This is a genomic window from Rhizobium sp. SVR5-9E, assembly GCF_056755095.1.
Window position 1 is genome coordinate 1 of sequence record NZ_JBNDHS010000123.1, and the last position, 15347, is coordinate 15347.

General features: G+C 60.0%; 13 protein-coding genes. 8 read left to right on the forward strand and 5 right to left on the reverse strand.

What is annotated here, in order from left to right; genetic code table 11:
- The 4 genes from xylB to ACPYOJ_RS30990 form a co-directional block, all read right to left on the reverse strand.
- Window positions 1–1090, reverse strand: a 1090-nt coding sequence (gene xylB, locus ACPYOJ_RS30975; RefSeq protein ID WP_481419665.1) for a xylulokinase, incomplete at its 3' end; no start/stop codon positions are given.
- A 17-nt stretch (window positions 1091–1107) separates the two neighbouring features.
- Window positions 1108–2133 carry a LacI family DNA-binding transcriptional regulator gene (locus ACPYOJ_RS30980; RefSeq protein ID WP_481419666.1) on the reverse strand — a complete coding sequence of 342 codons (1026 nt, stop codon included), beginning with the start codon at window positions 2131–2133 and terminating at the stop codon, window positions 1108–1110.
- A gap of 135 nt (window positions 2134–2268) precedes the next feature.
- A complete protein-coding gene (locus tag ACPYOJ_RS30985; protein WP_481419667.1) occupies window positions 2269–3864 on the reverse strand; it encodes a DHA2 family efflux MFS transporter permease subunit in 1596 nt (531 codons plus the stop codon).
- A gap of 22 nt (window positions 3865–3886) precedes the next feature.
- A complete protein-coding gene (locus ACPYOJ_RS30990) occupies window positions 3887–5113 on the reverse strand; it encodes an HlyD family secretion protein (protein ID WP_481419668.1) in 1227 nt (408 codons plus the stop codon).
- Window positions 5114–5261: 148 nt separating this feature from the next.
- Between ACPYOJ_RS30990 and ACPYOJ_RS30995 the strand changes: the two genes are divergently transcribed.
- The 6 genes from ACPYOJ_RS30995 to lysS all read left to right on the forward strand — a co-directional run bounded on the left by ACPYOJ_RS30995 (window position 5262) and on the right by lysS (window position 12869).
- On the forward strand, window positions 5262–5939 hold the full coding sequence (locus ACPYOJ_RS30995; protein ID WP_481419669.1) for a TetR/AcrR family transcriptional regulator C-terminal domain-containing protein: 678 nt from the start codon (window positions 5262–5264) through the stop codon (window positions 5937–5939).
- A gap of 213 nt (window positions 5940–6152) precedes the next feature.
- Entirely contained in the window at window positions 6153–6902 is a 750-nt protein-coding gene (locus ACPYOJ_RS31000; RefSeq protein ID WP_481419670.1) for a TerC family protein, read from the forward strand.
- Between the two features lie 172 nt (window positions 6903–7074).
- Complete coding sequence (locus tag ACPYOJ_RS31005) at window positions 7075–7833, forward strand: bestrophin-like domain (protein ID WP_481419671.1); 759 nt, start codon at window positions 7075–7077, stop codon at window positions 7831–7833.
- 103 nt (window positions 7834–7936) lie between these two features.
- Complete coding sequence (locus tag ACPYOJ_RS31010) at window positions 7937–9706, forward strand: SLC13 family permease (protein ID WP_481419672.1); 1770 nt, start codon at window positions 7937–7939, stop codon at window positions 9704–9706.
- Between the two features lie 192 nt (window positions 9707–9898).
- Entirely contained in the window at window positions 9899–11356 is a 1458-nt protein-coding gene (gltX, locus tag ACPYOJ_RS31015) for a glutamate--tRNA ligase (RefSeq protein WP_481419673.1), read from the forward strand.
- A 16-nt stretch (window positions 11357–11372) separates the two neighbouring features.
- Window positions 11373–12869, forward strand: coding sequence for a lysine--tRNA ligase (gene lysS / locus ACPYOJ_RS31020; RefSeq protein WP_481419674.1), 1497 nt, complete (start codon window positions 11373–11375; stop codon window positions 12867–12869).
- A 57-nt stretch (window positions 12870–12926) separates the two neighbouring features.
- Here the strand turns inward: lysS and ACPYOJ_RS31025 are convergent, their stop codons facing one another.
- Window positions 12927–13592, reverse strand: a complete 666-nt coding sequence (locus tag ACPYOJ_RS31025; protein ID WP_481419675.1) for a hypothetical protein — start codon at window positions 13590–13592, stop codon at window positions 12927–12929.
- A 178-nt stretch (window positions 13593–13770) separates the two neighbouring features.
- Between ACPYOJ_RS31025 and ACPYOJ_RS31030 the strand changes: the two genes are divergently transcribed.
- Together ACPYOJ_RS31030 and ACPYOJ_RS31035 are read left to right on the forward strand one after the other, a co-directional pair.
- Complete coding sequence (locus ACPYOJ_RS31030; protein WP_481419676.1) at window positions 13771–14679, forward strand: LysR family transcriptional regulator; 909 nt, start codon at window positions 13771–13773, stop codon at window positions 14677–14679.
- A 126-nt stretch (window positions 14680–14805) separates the two neighbouring features.
- On the forward strand, window positions 14806–15347 hold a 542-nt coding region (locus ACPYOJ_RS31035), incomplete at its 3' end, for an extracellular solute-binding protein (protein ID WP_481419677.1).

Consider the following 15347-nt stretch of genomic DNA (forward strand, 5'->3'; position numbering starts at 1 on the left):
GCGTCAGCACCGCACGGCTGCTCTCGTGAGCAAGGCCGATGAAGGCGCCGCGGATGACGGCATCGTTGTGCGGCGTGCGCTCACCGGAAAGATACGGCAGGAAAGTGACGCCCGTCGGGGCCTTTAATGTCTCGCCGAGTTCAGTGGTCAGATCCGCCGCCGACTTGCCGGTGACGCCGGAATGCCAGTTCAGCGCATCGGTGGCCGCCAGGATGACGCCCATCTGGTGCCAGGTGTTCGGCAGCGCGTGGCAGAAGGCATGCACGGCACTTTCCGGCTTCGGCAAATAGGAGCCGTTCGCCGCGAACAGAACGCCGGACGTGCCCAGCGATACGAAGGCAGCACCGTGACTGACGGTGCCCATGCCGCAAGCCGAAGCCACATTGTCCCCCGCCCCGCCGGCCACAACCACACCGCCGGTGATGCCCCATTTGGCGGCGAGTTCAGCGCGCAGCTTGCCTGCCTGCTCCGTGCCTTCGACAAGCGTCGGCATCTGCTTTTCGTCGAGATTCGTGGCGGCAAGCAGTTCGGGTGACCATTTGCGTTTGCCCGTATCGAGCCAGGACGTGCCCGCCGAATCCGACATTTCCGACATGTGCTCGCCGGTCAGCCAGAGACGCAGGTAATCCTTCGGCAGCAGCACCCAGCGAATCTTGGCGAATATTTCCGGCTCGTTCTTGGCGACCCAAGCGAGTTTAGGCGCCGTGAACCCGGGAAAAACGATATTGCCGGTGAGCTTGCGGAATTTTGCATCGGCATCGAGTGCTGCCGCTTCGCGATAGCTGCGGGTATCGTTCCAAAGAATGCAGGGGCGCAGCACTTTGTCGTCAGCGTCGAGCAGCGTCGCACCGTGCATCTGGCCCGAAAGACCGATGCCCTTGACCGCTGCAAGCTCCTTCGGATGCTTCGCTTTCAGACCTGCAACCGCTTCCTCCGTCGCCCGGATCCAATGCGAGGGTTCCTGCTCAGACCAGCCCGAATGCGGGCGGGAGACGTCCAGCGCACCGTTCGCCGAACCGATGATCTTCTGATCACCGTCGATGAGCATTGCCTTGATGCCCGAGGTTCCAAGATCGAGACCCAGATACATGTCATTCTCCCTTGCCGTTACGGCAGATTATCCTTCAGGAATATGTCCAGACGGATGCGCTCCTGCGCGTCGATGACGGCGAGGCCGTCGGCCTTGGCCTTGAGAACCCGGATGGCGCTGCGCACTTCGTGGCCGGCGTCCTGATTGAGCACCGCATCGATCGTGCCGTCGATCAGCGCGGCGCGTGTATGGCCCGTCAATTCATGGGCGACGACCGTCACGCGCCGGTCCGCGCCCTTGCCCTTGAGCGCCTTGATGAGACCGCGGTTGCCGGCGCCCAGGCTGTAGACGCCGATCACCCGTTGATGCCTGGACAGCGCATCGGCGACCAGCATATGCGCCATCTCCGGATCGTCGCGCCCTTCCAGGACCGGCAAAATGGAAAGTTTCGGAAACTCCTGCGCCATCAATGCCGCAAAGCCTTCAAGCCGCTCGCGATGATCACGCACCAACATGGATCCGGCGAGCACAGCCACCTCACCTTCGGCATCGCCGAGGAAACGACCAAGCAGACGCGCCGCTGTTCTCCCTGCGGCGATGTTGTCGACGCCGGCATAGTGATGGCGGCGCGACCCGGTGAGGTCCGAAACCAGCGTCACCACGGGAATGCCATCATCCACCAGCTTGTCGACTGCGGCGATCACTTCCGGTGCGTCGGTGGCGACAAGGGCAATCCCGGCGGGGCGTTCGTCCGCAAGTCTATCCAGCGCCGCCACCAGAGCGATCGGGTTGAAGGCTGCAACTTCAACCGTCCCGATGTCGGTACGTTCGACCGGCGAGCGTTTGATCGCCTCCCGGATTTCGGCGTGCAAGCCGTGCATAAAGGAATTGTCCGAAGAGGGCAGGATGAAGACCAGCGGATAGGTGCGGCCCTTTGCAAGGTTGGCGGCCGCAACATCGCGGACATAGCCGATTTCGCGGATGGCCGTTTCGACCTTCTCACGCGTGATGCGGCGCACGCCGGGGCGCTGGTTCAGAACACGATCGACTGTTGCAAGACTGACCCCCGCCGCAGCGGCGATGTCGTGAACCGTAGGCCTCATCATCTCCTCCTGACGAGACCTTTAGCGCCAAATTTGATGTACGTAAATCAAAATCTTCGACCGGTGCCGATCCCTTATGCAGAACGACCGGCTTTGGTGTCACAAGCCGGCCGTTACCTCATTTGCTCGAAGGGCTCAGTGGCCTCCGCCACCACCGCCGCCGCCACCTGGAGCCGCGGGCTTGCTGATCATCGCGACGCCAAAGATCATAGCCACGAAAAGCAAGGTGAGGAGCAGGAACACGTCGCTGAAGGAAAGGATGATTGCCTGCTTCGTCGCAAGACCGACCATCTGCTTGATCGCGACGGACGCGCCATCCATTCCATAGGAATTGAAGTTGGCGGCCATGTTGTTCATTTGGTCGATTGCGGTCGGATTGCCCCAGTCGAGGTTTTCACGCAGACGCTCGTAGTGGACGTCCTGACGGGTCGTGAGCAGGGTGTTGATCACCGCAAGACCAACGGCGCCGCCAAGGTTTCTCGTCAGATTGAAAAGCCCGGAGGCTCCCCGCATTCGGGCGGGCGGCATCGTGCCAAGGGCGATGTTGTTGATGGGCACCATGCACATCATCAGGCCGAAGCCGCGCAGAATCTGCGGGATGAAGAGCTCGTAGAAATCCCAGTCCGCCGTCAGATGCGTCATGATGAAAGTGCCGGCCCCGAAGCTGACAAAGCCGATCGCCATCATCAGGCGCAGGTCCATCTTCGTCGATAGCCGGCCGGCGATCGGCGCCGTGAAGAACATCGCCAGGCCGGAGACGAACATCGTCTCGCCGATCATCAGCGAATCATAGCCGCGGATGCGCCCGAGATAGACCGGGTAGACATAGGTCAGGCCATAAAGCCCGATGCCCATGACGAATGAGAACACCGAACCAAAGGCAAAATTCCGGTTGGTAAAGGCCCGAAGGTCGACGACAGGGAAATCGTTGGTGAAAGCGCGATAGAAGAAGACGATCGCACCGACGGCGGATGCCACGGCACCGGCGACGATATAGCTGTCCTCGAACCAGCCGTTCGAATTGCCTTCCTCCAGCACATATTCCAGCGCACCGAGGAAGACGCCCATGGAGATGAGGCCCCACCAGTCGAACTTCTTGAAGAGCGAGAGCTCCGGCTTGTCGAAGTCGATGAAATTCCAGGTGACCGCCGTGACGATGATGCCTGGAATGACGTTGACGAGGAATAGCCAGTGCCAGGAGAAAGCATGGCTGAGATAGCCGCCGACGGTCGGGCCGATTGTCGGCGCAAGAGTAGCGATCAGGCCGATGATCGGCGAGACGATGCTGCGCTTCGACGGCGGGAAAATGGTGAACGCGGCCGCGAACACCGATGGGATCATGCCGCCGCCGATAAAACCCTGGATGGCGCGGTAGACGATCATCTGATCGATGTTCGTCGCAGTCGCGCAGAGCACGCTCGACAGCGTGAAACCGGCCGCCGAAATCGCGAAAAGGTAACGCGTCGAGATGATACGCGCGAGCGTACCCGACAGTGGAATCATGATGACTTCGGCAATCAGATAGGATGTCTGCACCCAGCCGATCTCGTCCGACCCCGCGCTGAGGCCAGCCTGGATTTCCGCCAGCGATGCGGAGACGATCTGGATGTCGAGGATCGACATGAACATGCCGAGCACCATCGCGAAGAATGCAATGAGCTTGCGGGGATCCATGTGTTCCTCGGCGCGAGCGGCCGGAACGGTTCCTGCTGTTGCGGTCGTCGCGGCCATTGGCCCTACTCCGGCTGGCTGATCACTTGGCTGCCTGCTCCGCATCCGGCGCCGTGCGGGTATCGACGTCGACGACGACGCTCAGGCCCGCACGCAGGCGGCCACTGTCAAGCGCATCCTGAGGCAAGGCGATGCGGACCGGCACGCGCTGGATGATCTTGGTGAAGTTGCCCGTGGCATTTTCCGGCGGCAGCAGCGAGAACACAGAGCCGGATGCCGGCGAGATCGACTCGACGGTGCCGACGATCGGATGATTGTCGTAGGCATCGACATGAACGTTGACCTTCGAGCCGGGAACGAGATGCTGGATCTGCGTCTCCTTGAAGTTCGCGTCAATATAGAGCTGGCGAACCGGTACGAGCGCCATCAACCGCTGGCCGGGCGAAACGAGATCGCCTTCCTGAACCGAGCGGTTGCCAACGACCCCATCATACGGGGCCTTGAGGACCGTGAAAGACAGGTCGCGAGCGGCCTTGTCACGCGCCAGCTCGAGGGTGCGGACGGAGCCCTCGGCTTCCTTGCGCTGCGCTTCGAGGATGGTGATGTTGGCTTCGGCAGACTTGATGTTTGCGTCCCCGCCGATCAGATTGGCCTTGGCCTGATCAAGAGCAATATTGGCGTTATCAAGTTCGGCCGTCGTGCCGACCGACTTCGCCTGAAGGTCCGCCTGGCGCTTCTGAGTGATCGTGGCACCGCGAACTGCCGCATCGAGAGCAACCTTGGAAGCCTGCGCCTGAGCGAGCGCGGCCTTGGCGCCCTCGATCTGCGCATCGATGCGGCTCAGCGACAGCTTTTCGGTGGCGATCTGGGCTTCCGCCTGATCGAGCGCGTTCTGGTAGTCCCCGTTGTCCAGCGTGGCGAGCACATCGCCGGCCTTGACCTGCTGGTTGGCGACGACGTTCACCTTGGCGACATAGCCGGTGACCTTCGGCGAGATCGTCGCGATATCGCCTTCGATATAGGCGTCATCTGTCGAGACCATGAAGCGGCCGTTCGTCCACCACTCGTAGCCGTACCATCCGCCTCCCGCCAGGATGGCGAGCGCGATGATCGGCAGCACGAAACTCCGCCGTTTCTTCTTTTCCTCGGGCTTGCCCGCGGGCATCGCCTCTGCGGTCGGCAGCTGCGGCGTGTCGCGAGCCTCCGCGGCAGGGGCGTCCGCGGAGGCTGCTGCTTCCCGCTCGGCCACATCGGCTTCGGCGGAATCGCTGACAATCCGTGCTACGTTGGTCTTCTGACTGGACGACATTAGAAAGTCCGCATGGTTAGTGGCAATCGAACTGAACGGTTCGGTTCAGTTGACATAGAGCGTTTTTACAGTCATATCAAGCTATATCGAACCAGGCGGTTCGATTTTGTTAAAGAATCGTCGCAGTTGCGAACGTAGTTAAAAAGCAATGACCGAAGTATCGAAAGGTTCCGTCGTCGAAACCCATGCCACAAGCGGCAGATGGGCAGCAGGAGAGGATCCGGCAAAGCGCAGGCAGATCCTTGAAGGTGCAAAGCGTGTCTTTATGAAACTCGGCTTTGATGCCGCGAGCATGAACGACGTCACGCGCGAGGCGGGTGTTTCAAAGGGAACACTTTATGTCTACTTCGCCAACAAGGAAGAGCTGTTTGCGGCGATGATCGAAAGCGAGCGCGCCGCCTTTGTCGCCGCGCTGCGCGGGGCCCTCGAAGAGCATGACGACGTCGAAGAAGGCCTTTATGACTTTGGATTGAGCTTCATCTCCCATGTGACGGACGAGAAGGTCATTACCGCCATGCGCACCGTGCTTGGCGTACGCGAACGCATGCCCGTGCTCTGCCAGCGTTTCTTCAAGGGCCCGGAAAACCTGCGTACGGTCCTGCACGACTATCTGAAACGCTATGTGGACGCCGGAAAGCTGAAGATCGACGATCTCGATCTTGCCGCAGGGCAATTCCTTGATCTTGCGAGCGGCAGCTTCTTCAAATTCCGTCTCTTCGGCAGCATGCCCGAGCCGCCTTCCAAGCCCGAGATGGAGCGTGTTATCTCCGGCGCCATTCGCGTCTTCATGGCCGCCTACGGCGTTAGGCGGCACGACGCTTCCTGAGCGGGTGGCTCTCCGCCGGTCAAATGACAATTGCGACCGGTTTCGCGCTCGTTGAGAGCGCGACGCACGCTTTGATCCGCGCACCGGCACGCGCATCATGGAGAATGGTGAAGGAATAAAAGCTTCCCCGCTTTCGTATACTCCCCTGTGCGCTTGTTTCCTGGCGCCTTCACCTTACATTGCGGCGTCTTCGGCGCGAGGGGAAATACGCATATGCAAGATATCATGATGCTTATTCAGGATCCGGCCGCCTGGGTTGCTCTTGTGACGCTGGTTGTCATGGAAGTCGTTCTCGGCATCGACAACCTCATCTTCATTTCCATTCTTACCAACAAGCTCCCGGTCGAACATCGTGAGAAAGCGCGTAAGGTGGGCATAGGTCTTGCCCTCATCATGCGCCTTGCGCTGCTCGGCACCATTGCCTGGATCATCCAGCTCACCACGCCGGTCTTCGAGGCTTTCGGTCACGGGTTCTCCTGGAAGGACATGATCCTGATCGCCGGTGGTCTTTTCCTTGTGTGGAAGGCCACGAAGGAAATTCACCACAACGTCGATCCGCAAGAGCACGAGGAGGATTTCATTGCGAGCTCGGCGACGACCGGCTTTGCGGCCGCCATTGGCCAGATCCTGCTGCTTGATCTGGTCTTCTCGGTGGATAGCATCATCACCGCGGTCGGAATGACGCCACACCTGCCGATCATGGTTGTCGCGGTTATCGCTGCCGTGACGGTCATGCTGGTCGCCGCGACACCGCTCGCCAACTTCATCGAGAAGAACCCCTCGATCGTCATGCTGGCGCTCGCCTTCCTGCTGATGATCGGCATGACGCTGATCGCAGACGGCATGGGCTTCCATGTGCCGAAAGGCTACGTCTATGCGGCCATGGCATTCTCGGCGCTGGTCGAAATGCTGAACATGTTTGCGAGAAACGCCCGGAAGCGAAAGAAAGCCGGCGGGCATTGACGAACTGTTCGAAGGGCGCGGCATAGACCGCGCCCTTCGTTTTTGCTCAGCAAGTCTGGCAAATCCTTGTGATCTCTCCTTCCGGCCGCTGCTCTCGGCAACAGCATGATGCAAATTTAGTCTAAAACAGCTACTTTGCATGAACGGCAGCATGGTTCACGGGGAAAGAGCAATGATGCGGGAAGTGCTTGTGTCTGCCTCAGTGTTCGCCTGCCTCGTGATCGCTTCGCTCGGAGCGCTGCTGAACTATTCAAAATTGCCCGCGCATCACCTTCAGGAAGAAACGAACACGGTCGTCAGGCTGGTCGCCAATATCTTCGTGGTTATGACATCCCTCGTATTCAGCCTGATGATAAATTCGGCGAAGAATACCTTCGAAAACATCGACAACAACGTTCACGCCTTCGCAACCGAGATCATTCTTCTCGACCGCACGCTGCGCGCCTACGGCATGGAGGCCGACCAGGCGCAAGAGAGGCTCATTGTCTATGTGGAAACCGCATTGACCAATCCGGCCCGCATCGACGATACGCTTGTCAGGGGCGATCGGGCGTCCGAACAGGTTTTGAACGCCGTAGGCGATAGCTTGTCGGCGATGAGGCCGACTGATCCCGGACATGTTGCGCTGTGGAACGATGCGCGCCAGCAATTCCAGAGAATCGTCGAGCAGCGATGGGATATCATCGAGCAGTCGGCAGGCGTCATCCCCCTGCCGCTCATCTTCATGCTCTCGGCTTGGCTCGTGTTGATCTTCGCGAGCTTTGGCTACCGCGCACCTAAAAATATGATTGTCGTCTCGATGTTTCTGGTGTCCGCGCTGCTGATTTCCGCTTCGCTTTATCTCGTTCTCGATATGGACGTTCCTTTTACGGGAATAATCGAGATTTCCGACGCGCCGCTCCAACGGGCGCTTGCTGAATTGCAGCACTAGAGTAACTTTGACCATGCCGTGGCATTGAACAAGCACCGAGGCATCACAGTTCTATCCGAAGGTGGATTTGGTTCCGCCGATCGGTTCCAAGGGTTGGAGCGGCATGACGACCCCTCAGATTCTTGCCTTCGGCATTATCGGCCTGATGATGGCGGTCTTCATCTGGGATCGCTTCCGTTACGACCTCGTTGCCTGTTGCGCGCTGGTATTGGCCATTGCGGTCGGCATTGTACCTGCCGACAAAGCCTTTTCCGGCTTCAGCGATGATATCGTCATCATCGTCGGCAGTGCGCTGGTGGTCAGTGCGGGCGTCGCGCGATCCGGCAGTGTCGACAAAGCCATCAAACGCTTCTTTCCGAACCTCAACAAACTGCACTTGCAACTGGCGCTTCTTTTGATCGTCGTCGCGGTGCTCTCCGCCTTTATCAAGAACATTGGGGCGCTCTCGATCATGATCCCGGTCGCCTTTCAGTTCTCCAGGAAAACAGGCAAGTCGCCCTCGCTCTACCTGATGCCAATGAGTTTCGCCGCGTTGCTTGGCGGTCTGATGACCCAGATCGGCACCTCACCGAACATTGTGGTCTCGAGGCTGCGCGAGGAGATCACGGGCACTCCCTTCACGATGTTCGATTTCACGCCGGTGGGCGCAACGTTGACCATCGTGGGCGTCGTGTTTCTAATCTTCTTTCATTGGCTGGTCCCTGAACGGGAGAACGAGAACCCCTCGCTGCACGAGGCGCTCGATCTGAAAACCTATTTCTCCGAGGCGACCGTGGTCGAAGGTTCCGGCCTCGATGGCAAACCGCTTAACGAGATGCTGCAACTTGGCGACGGCGAAGTCGTGGCAACGGCGATTCTTCGCGGCCACTCCCGCGTGTCGCCTTTTCCGGATATTGCGCTCCAGGCCGGCGACACGATCCTGCTTGAAGGAAGACCGGAAGCCCTCGATCGTGTCGTCTCCAATGCTAAGCTGAAGCTTTCGGGCAAACAGACGCCGGAAATCAAGACGGGAGGCGACGTCACGTCCATCGAAGCGGTCGTATCGGCCGAATCGACGCTGATCGGTTGGTCGGCGCGCCAGCTTTCGCTCTTCAACCGGCGACGCATCAACCTGCTCGCAGTAAGCCGCCATGGCCACCGCCTGACGGAGCGGTTGAGCGAGGTGAGGCTACAGGGAGGCGACGTGCTCGTGCTGCAGGGCAGCCGCAGGAACCTGCCCGCCTTTCTGCAAGAATTCGCCTGCCTGCCGCTTGCGCAGCGTGACATCCTGCTTGGCACGCAACGGCGTGCCTATCTCCCGCTCGTGATCCTCGCCGCGGCCATGGGCGTAACGGCCGTCGGGCTTGCCCCCGTTCCCGTGGCCTTCTTCTGCGCGGCGCTTGCCATGGTCGTGTTCCGCGTCATTCCTCTGGCCGAGGTATATAAATCGCTCGATGGTCCGATCCTCATCATGCTGGCAACCCTCATTCCCGTTTCCGACACCCTGAGGACGACCGGCGGCAGCGAATTGATCGCCGGATGGCTCGGCCACTTCGCTGCGCAAATGCCGCCCTACGGAGCACTGGCGCTGATCGTCGTGACGGCGATGGCAGTAACGCCTTTCCTCAACAACGCGGCAACCGTGCTCGTCATGGCGCCGATCGCGGCGAGCTTTGCACATACGCTTGGATACAGGCCGGAAGCCTTCCTGATGGGCGTCGCCATCGGCGCGGGCTGCGATTTCCTCACGCCGATCGGCCACCAGTGCAATACGCTCGTCTTTGGCCCGGGCGGATACCGCTTCAGCGACTATCCGCGCCTCGGCCTGCCGCTCTCCTTCATCATCATTATCGTCAGTGTGCCGGTGCTGCTCTACGTCTGGCCCGTGCGCTAGGCTCGACTGACCCATTTTCCTTGACGTACGCGGTTGAATATGGCCTTAAGGCCACCAAACGGACAATCGGACAATGAAATGGGCGGAATGCCCTGATCCGGCCGGTTTCCTGATCCAGTTATCTGCATTCTTCCCGCCGAACGCCGCTTTTTCCAAGGAAAGCCGTCCGGCATTCATTGACGGGCACATAAAATGACAGCTTCCGGCGTCCGCGTCCGCATCGCTCCCTCGCCGACCGGCGAGCCGCATGTCGGCACCGCTTACATTGCACTCTTCAACTATCTTTTCGCCAAAAAGCATGGCGGCGAGTTCATCCTGCGCATCGAGGATACCGATGCGACGCGCTCGACCCCGGAATTCGAAAAGAAGGTGCTGGACGCGCTGAAATGGTGCGGCCTGAAGTGGTCTGAAGGCCCGGATGTCGGCGGCCCCTACGGCCCTTATCGCCAAAGCGACCGCAAGCATATCTACGGCGAATATGTCGAGAAAATCGTCGCCGCCGGCCATGGCTTCCGCTGTTTCTGCACGCCCGAGCGTCTGGAAAAGATGCGCGAGGCGCAGCGCGCCGCCAACCTGCAGCCAAAATATGACGGCCACTGCTTGAACCTTTCGGCGGAAGAGGTCACCTCGCGCATGGCGGCCGGCGAACCGTCGGTCGTGCGCATGAAGATCCCGACCGAAGGCTCCTGCAAATTCACCGACGGCGTCTACGGCGACGTGGAAATCCCGTGGGATTCCGTCGACATGCAGGTGCTCCTCAAGGCCGACGGCATGCCGACCTACCACATGGCAAACGTCGTCGACGACCACCTGATGAAGATCACCCACGTCGCGCGCGGCGAGGAGTGGCTCGCCTCGGTTCCGAAGCACATTCTGATTTATCAGTATCTCGGCCTTGAGCCGCCGGTGTTCATGCACCTGTCGCTGATGCGCAATGCCGACAAGTCGAAGCTGTCGAAGCGCAAGAACCCGACCTCGATCTCGTACTATACGGCGCTCGGCTACATCCCCGAAGCGCTGATGAACTTCCTCGGCCTGTTCTTCGTCCAGATCGCCGAAGGCGAAGAGCTGATGACGATGGATGAACTTGCAGGGAAGTTCGACCCGGACAATCTTTCCAAGGCCGGCGCGATCTTCGATATCCAGAAGCTCGACTGGCTGAACGGCCGCTGGATTCGTGAGAAACTATCGGAAGAAGAGTTCCAGCATCGCGTCCTCACCTGGGCAATGGAGAACGACCGTCTGAAGGCGGGTCTGGCACTCTCCCAGTCGCGCATTTCCAAGCTCGGCGAGTTGCCTGATCTGATGGGTTTCCTGTTCAAGTCCGACCTCAACCTCGAACCGTCGGCCTTCGCGAAGATCAAGTCGCCGCCGGAAGAGATTCTGGAGATCCTCAACACGGTGCAACCAGACCTCGAGAAGATCCTCGAATGGAACACCGAGTCGATCGAGGCCGAGTTGCGTGCCGTCGCGGACCGCATGGGCAAGAAGCTGAAGGTAGTCGTCGCGCCGCTTTTCGTTGCCGTCTCCGGCTCGTCGCGCTCGCTGCCGCTTTTCGATTCCATGGCGATCCTCGGTCGCGCCGTCGTGCGCCAGCGCCTGAAACTGGCATCGCAGGCAGTCGCCTCTCTCGTCGGCCCGAAGAACTGAAGCGGATCTTTTGCACATGACTGACAAGACCGAAACCGCCACCCTCTCCTCCGACGCGACGGAAGTTCGCGCTCAGAAACTGAAGCTGCTGCGCGAGCAGATCGGCGAAGTCTATCCGGCCCATTTCCACCGGACCACGACGAACGCAGAGCTTGCCGCGAAGTACGAGGGCTTGGAGCCTGATGTCGAAACCCAGGACGTCGTAACGGTCGCCGGCCGCGTCTATTCATCGCGCAATTCCGGCATGTTCATGGATCTCCGTGACGCCTCGGGCAAGATTCAGATCTTCAGCCACAAGGACGTCACAGGTGAGGAAGCCCGCGCGCTGCTGCCGATGATCGACATCGGTGACATCATCGGCGTGACCGGCATTGTTCGCCGCACCAAGCGCGGCGAACTGACGATCAACGCGCAGCAGATCACCATGCTGACAAAGTCGCTGTTGCCGATGCCCGAGAAGTGGCACGGCCTCTCCGACATCGAGTTGCGCTACCGCAAGCGTCACCTCGACATCATGACCAACGAGGAATCGAAGCTCCGCTTCCAGCAGCGTTCGAAGATCGTCTCCGGCATCCGGCGTTTCATGGAGAACGACGGCTTCATGGAGGTCGAGACGCCGATGCTCCATTCGGTCTATGGCGGCGCCACCGCCGAACCGTTCAAGACGCATCACAACACGCTGAAGCTCGACATGTACCTGCGCATCGCGCCGGAACTGTTCCTGAAGCGCACTCTGGTTTCCGGCCTCACCGACAAGGTCTTCGAGATCAACCGCAACTTCCGCAACGAAGGCGTTTCCACAAGGCACAATCCTGAATTCACGATGATGGAGTGCTACTGGGCCTATGCCGATTACGAGGACATCATGGACCTCGTGGAGCGCATGTTCGCGGAACTGGCGATGAAGATCCACGGCACGACCGAGTTCAAGTTCCAGGACAAGGAACTCTCGTTCAAGGGACCATTCCGCCGCGTGCCGATGCCTGATGCCGTCAAGGAAGTGACCGGTATCGACTTCCTGGCGATCAAGACCGACGAAGAAGCGCGCGCCGCTGCAAAGGCCGCCGGCTTCGAAGTCGAGAAGGATTGGACCTGGGGCGAATGCCTTGCCTTCATCTTCGAGGAGAAGGTCGAGGCAACGCTGATCCAGCCCGCACACGTTACGCATTTCCCGAAGGACATTTCCCCCTTCGCCAAGGAAGTGCCGGGCGAGCCGCGCCTTGTCGAACGCTTCGAGACCTATTGCAACGCCTGGGAACTCGGCAACGCCTTCTCGGAACTCAATGATCCGGAAGAACAGCGCAAGCGCATGGTCGAACAACTCGAGCAGGCTCATGCCCGTGGCGAAAAGGAAAAGCAGCTGGACGACGAATTCCTCGATGCGATCGACCAGGGTATGCCGCCTGCGGGTGGCCTTGGGATCGGCGTCGATCGGTTGGTGATGCTGCTGACGGATTCGCCTTCGATCCGCGACGTGATCCTCTTCCCGGCGCGCCGCGCAAAGGCGGACTAAAGTCCAGTCACGAGTGCAAGGACGCCGGCGGATTGCTGCCGGCTCTCGCCGTCGAGATCAGTGGCCGGAAGCCGGGGCCGCCTTGGCGCCCTCTTCTGAAGAACCTGCTTCGGCGGCTGTCTTCTTACTCTCGCCTGTGGTCGACGCGACGGCCGTCGGGTCGATGCAGTCGGAGCTTTCCCTTAAGGACGCGTTCAGCGCGTGGATCTGATCTTCTGGCAGATCGATGCGCTCACCGAAGAAAAGACCGTTGGCGCTCGCTTGACCGTCATAGTAGCGGACGGTGTAGGGCTTGTCGTCGACGCCTTCGATCATCTTATCGGGGTGCGGAATATAGACGACATCGGCGCCGATCGCCCGGCCGCGCATGTCCGACCGCAGCGTCGGCCCGTTCTGATCGAGAACGACGACCTGCACCAGATCAGGCTTTTCCTGCTGGTATACAGCCTGCGCCACGCGGAGCGCCGTCTTCACGCGCGTCACTCCGTCAGTCGGTTCCGTCTTGATGTATTTGCGAATCCAGACGTGATCCTGCTTCTTGATCGTCACCAGGTTGACATCGGTGCACGAGACACCGTCCGCCTCCTCCAGAGACCGGACGAGAATATTGTCCCTGCCGATGTAAAGCGCCGCGCCGCCGGACGCGCCCGTCAGCAGGGCCAATCCGCCGATCACGATCACCAATTTCCGGGAGGGCCGGAAGATCCGCAGCAAGGCCTTCACGCCAACTGCTCCGCCATCGCACAAACTCCAACGCAATACATCGAAGCAACCTAGCCGGCCGGCGTTTCGGAATACTTAAGCGACGGCCCGGAATATGTATCGAATTGAACCAAAGACCAAAAAAGGTCCGCCCCTCGGCGAGCTTGCCACTATCCGCTTAGCCATGCTCTAAACGCGCATGGCCTTCACGCTTCGCCAGATCCAGTATTTCGTCGCCGTCGCCGAACAGGGTTCGGTGACGCGGGCGGCGCAGAATTTGTCGATCTCGCAGTCGTCGGTGACGGAAGCGCTGAAAGAGCTGGAGAACGATCTCGGCGTCGAGCTCTTCGAGCGGCATCCGCGCGGTTTGACGATCACCCATAACGGCCACCAGTTCCTCCGGCATGCAACGAAAATTCTCGCCACGGTCTCAGATGCGCGCACCAGCTTTTCCGGCCAGCAAAGCGAGCTCTCCGGTACACTGAACATCGGCGTCACGTCGCTGGTCGCAGGCTACGTGCTCTCCGACCTGTTGGCGCGATATCGTCGCGCCTGCCCCCGCGTGGAGGTGAGCGCAATCGAGGACAACGGCAGCTACCTGGAACATCTGCTGGTCGGCGGCGAACTCGACGTCGCCGTCATGGTCATATCCAACCTGCGCGACCGCATGGCATTGCAGGCGGAAATCCTAGAAACCTCACCCTACCGTCTCTGGCTGCCGATGGGCCATCCGCTGGTGTCCGCCGACATCATCTCGGTTGCCGACATTGCGCGCGAACCGCTGATCATGCTGACAGTCGACGAAATCGAAGAGAATACCGGCAAGTTGCTGTCAGCGCTCGGTGCCCGCCCGCATGTCGCGTTCCGCACGCGCTCGGTGGAAGCGGTGCGTAGCCTCGTCGCGACCGGCGCAGGCGTTGCGCTGCTTCCCGATCTTGTTTACCGGCCGTGGTCGCTTGAAGGCGACAGGATCGAGAGCCGCGACGTCTCCGGTTCGCTGCCGGTCGTGCAGGTCGGGATGGTCTGGCGCAAGGGCTCCAGCCTGCCGCAGGCCGCCCGCGATTTTGTCGGCATTGCGGAAAGCATGCGCTCGGGGCGCATACGCTGATATCCATCGGAATTTCCGATATCGAAGTTCTGATAAATGAATTTGCGAAAGCGGAGTTTTCGTCGCACCATTTCGACTGGGAACAAAACGCCGCAAACAAGCGGCACTGAACCGGGAGACAGGGCGATGAAGAATCTTTTGAAATCCTCCGCAGCCGCACTCGCATGCCTGAGCTTTGCGACGCAGGTAATTGCTGCCGAACCGCTGAAAGAACTGGGCAAGGGCGAGGGCGCGGTCAGCATCGTAGCCTGGGCGGGCTATATCGAACGCGGCGAGACCGACAAGAATTACGACTGGGTCACCGACTTTGAAAAGCAGACCGGCTGCAAGGTTTCTGTGAAGACCGCTGCGACCTCTGATGAAATGGTGGCGCTGATGAACGAAGGCGGTTTCGACCTCGTCACCGCTTCGGGCGACGCGTCGCTTCGCCTCGTCGCCGGCAAGCGCGTCCAGCCGATCAACACCGATTTGATCCCCAGCTTCAAGAACGTCGACGAGCGCTTGCAGAACGCTCCCTGGAACACGGTGAACGGCGTGCACTATGGCGTTCCTTATCTCTGGGGACCAAATGTGCTGATGTACAATACGGAGGTCTTCAAGGATAAGGCGCCGACCAGCTGGAAGGTTGTCTTCGAGGAGGAAACACTTCCCGACGGCAAGTCCAACAA

Coding starts and splice junctions, on each gene's coding strand:
- ACPYOJ_RS30980 (WP_481419666.1), bottom strand. CDS start 2,133: ATGAGGCCTACGGTTCACGACATCGCCGCTGCGGCGGGGGTCAGTCTT.
- ACPYOJ_RS30985 (WP_481419667.1), bottom strand. CDS start 3,864: ATGGCCGCGACGACCGCAACAGCAGGAACCGTTCCGGCCGCTCGCGCC.
- ACPYOJ_RS30990 (WP_481419668.1), bottom strand. CDS start 5,113: ATGTCGTCCAGTCAGAAGACCAACGTAGCACGGATTGTCAGCGATTCC.
- ACPYOJ_RS30995 (WP_481419669.1), top strand. CDS start 5,262: ATGACCGAAGTATCGAAAGGTTCCGTCGTCGAAACCCATGCCACAAGC.
- ACPYOJ_RS31000 (WP_481419670.1), top strand. CDS start 6,153: ATGCAAGATATCATGATGCTTATTCAGGATCCGGCCGCCTGGGTTGCT.
- ACPYOJ_RS31005 (WP_481419671.1), top strand. CDS start 7,075: ATGATGCGGGAAGTGCTTGTGTCTGCCTCAGTGTTCGCCTGCCTCGTG.
- ACPYOJ_RS31010 (WP_481419672.1), top strand. CDS start 7,937: ATGACGACCCCTCAGATTCTTGCCTTCGGCATTATCGGCCTGATGATG.
- gltX (WP_481419673.1), top strand. CDS start 9,899: ATGACAGCTTCCGGCGTCCGCGTCCGCATCGCTCCCTCGCCGACCGGC.
- lysS (WP_481419674.1), top strand. CDS start 11,373: ATGACTGACAAGACCGAAACCGCCACCCTCTCCTCCGACGCGACGGAA.
- ACPYOJ_RS31030 (WP_481419676.1), top strand. CDS start 13,771: ATGGCCTTCACGCTTCGCCAGATCCAGTATTTCGTCGCCGTCGCCGAA.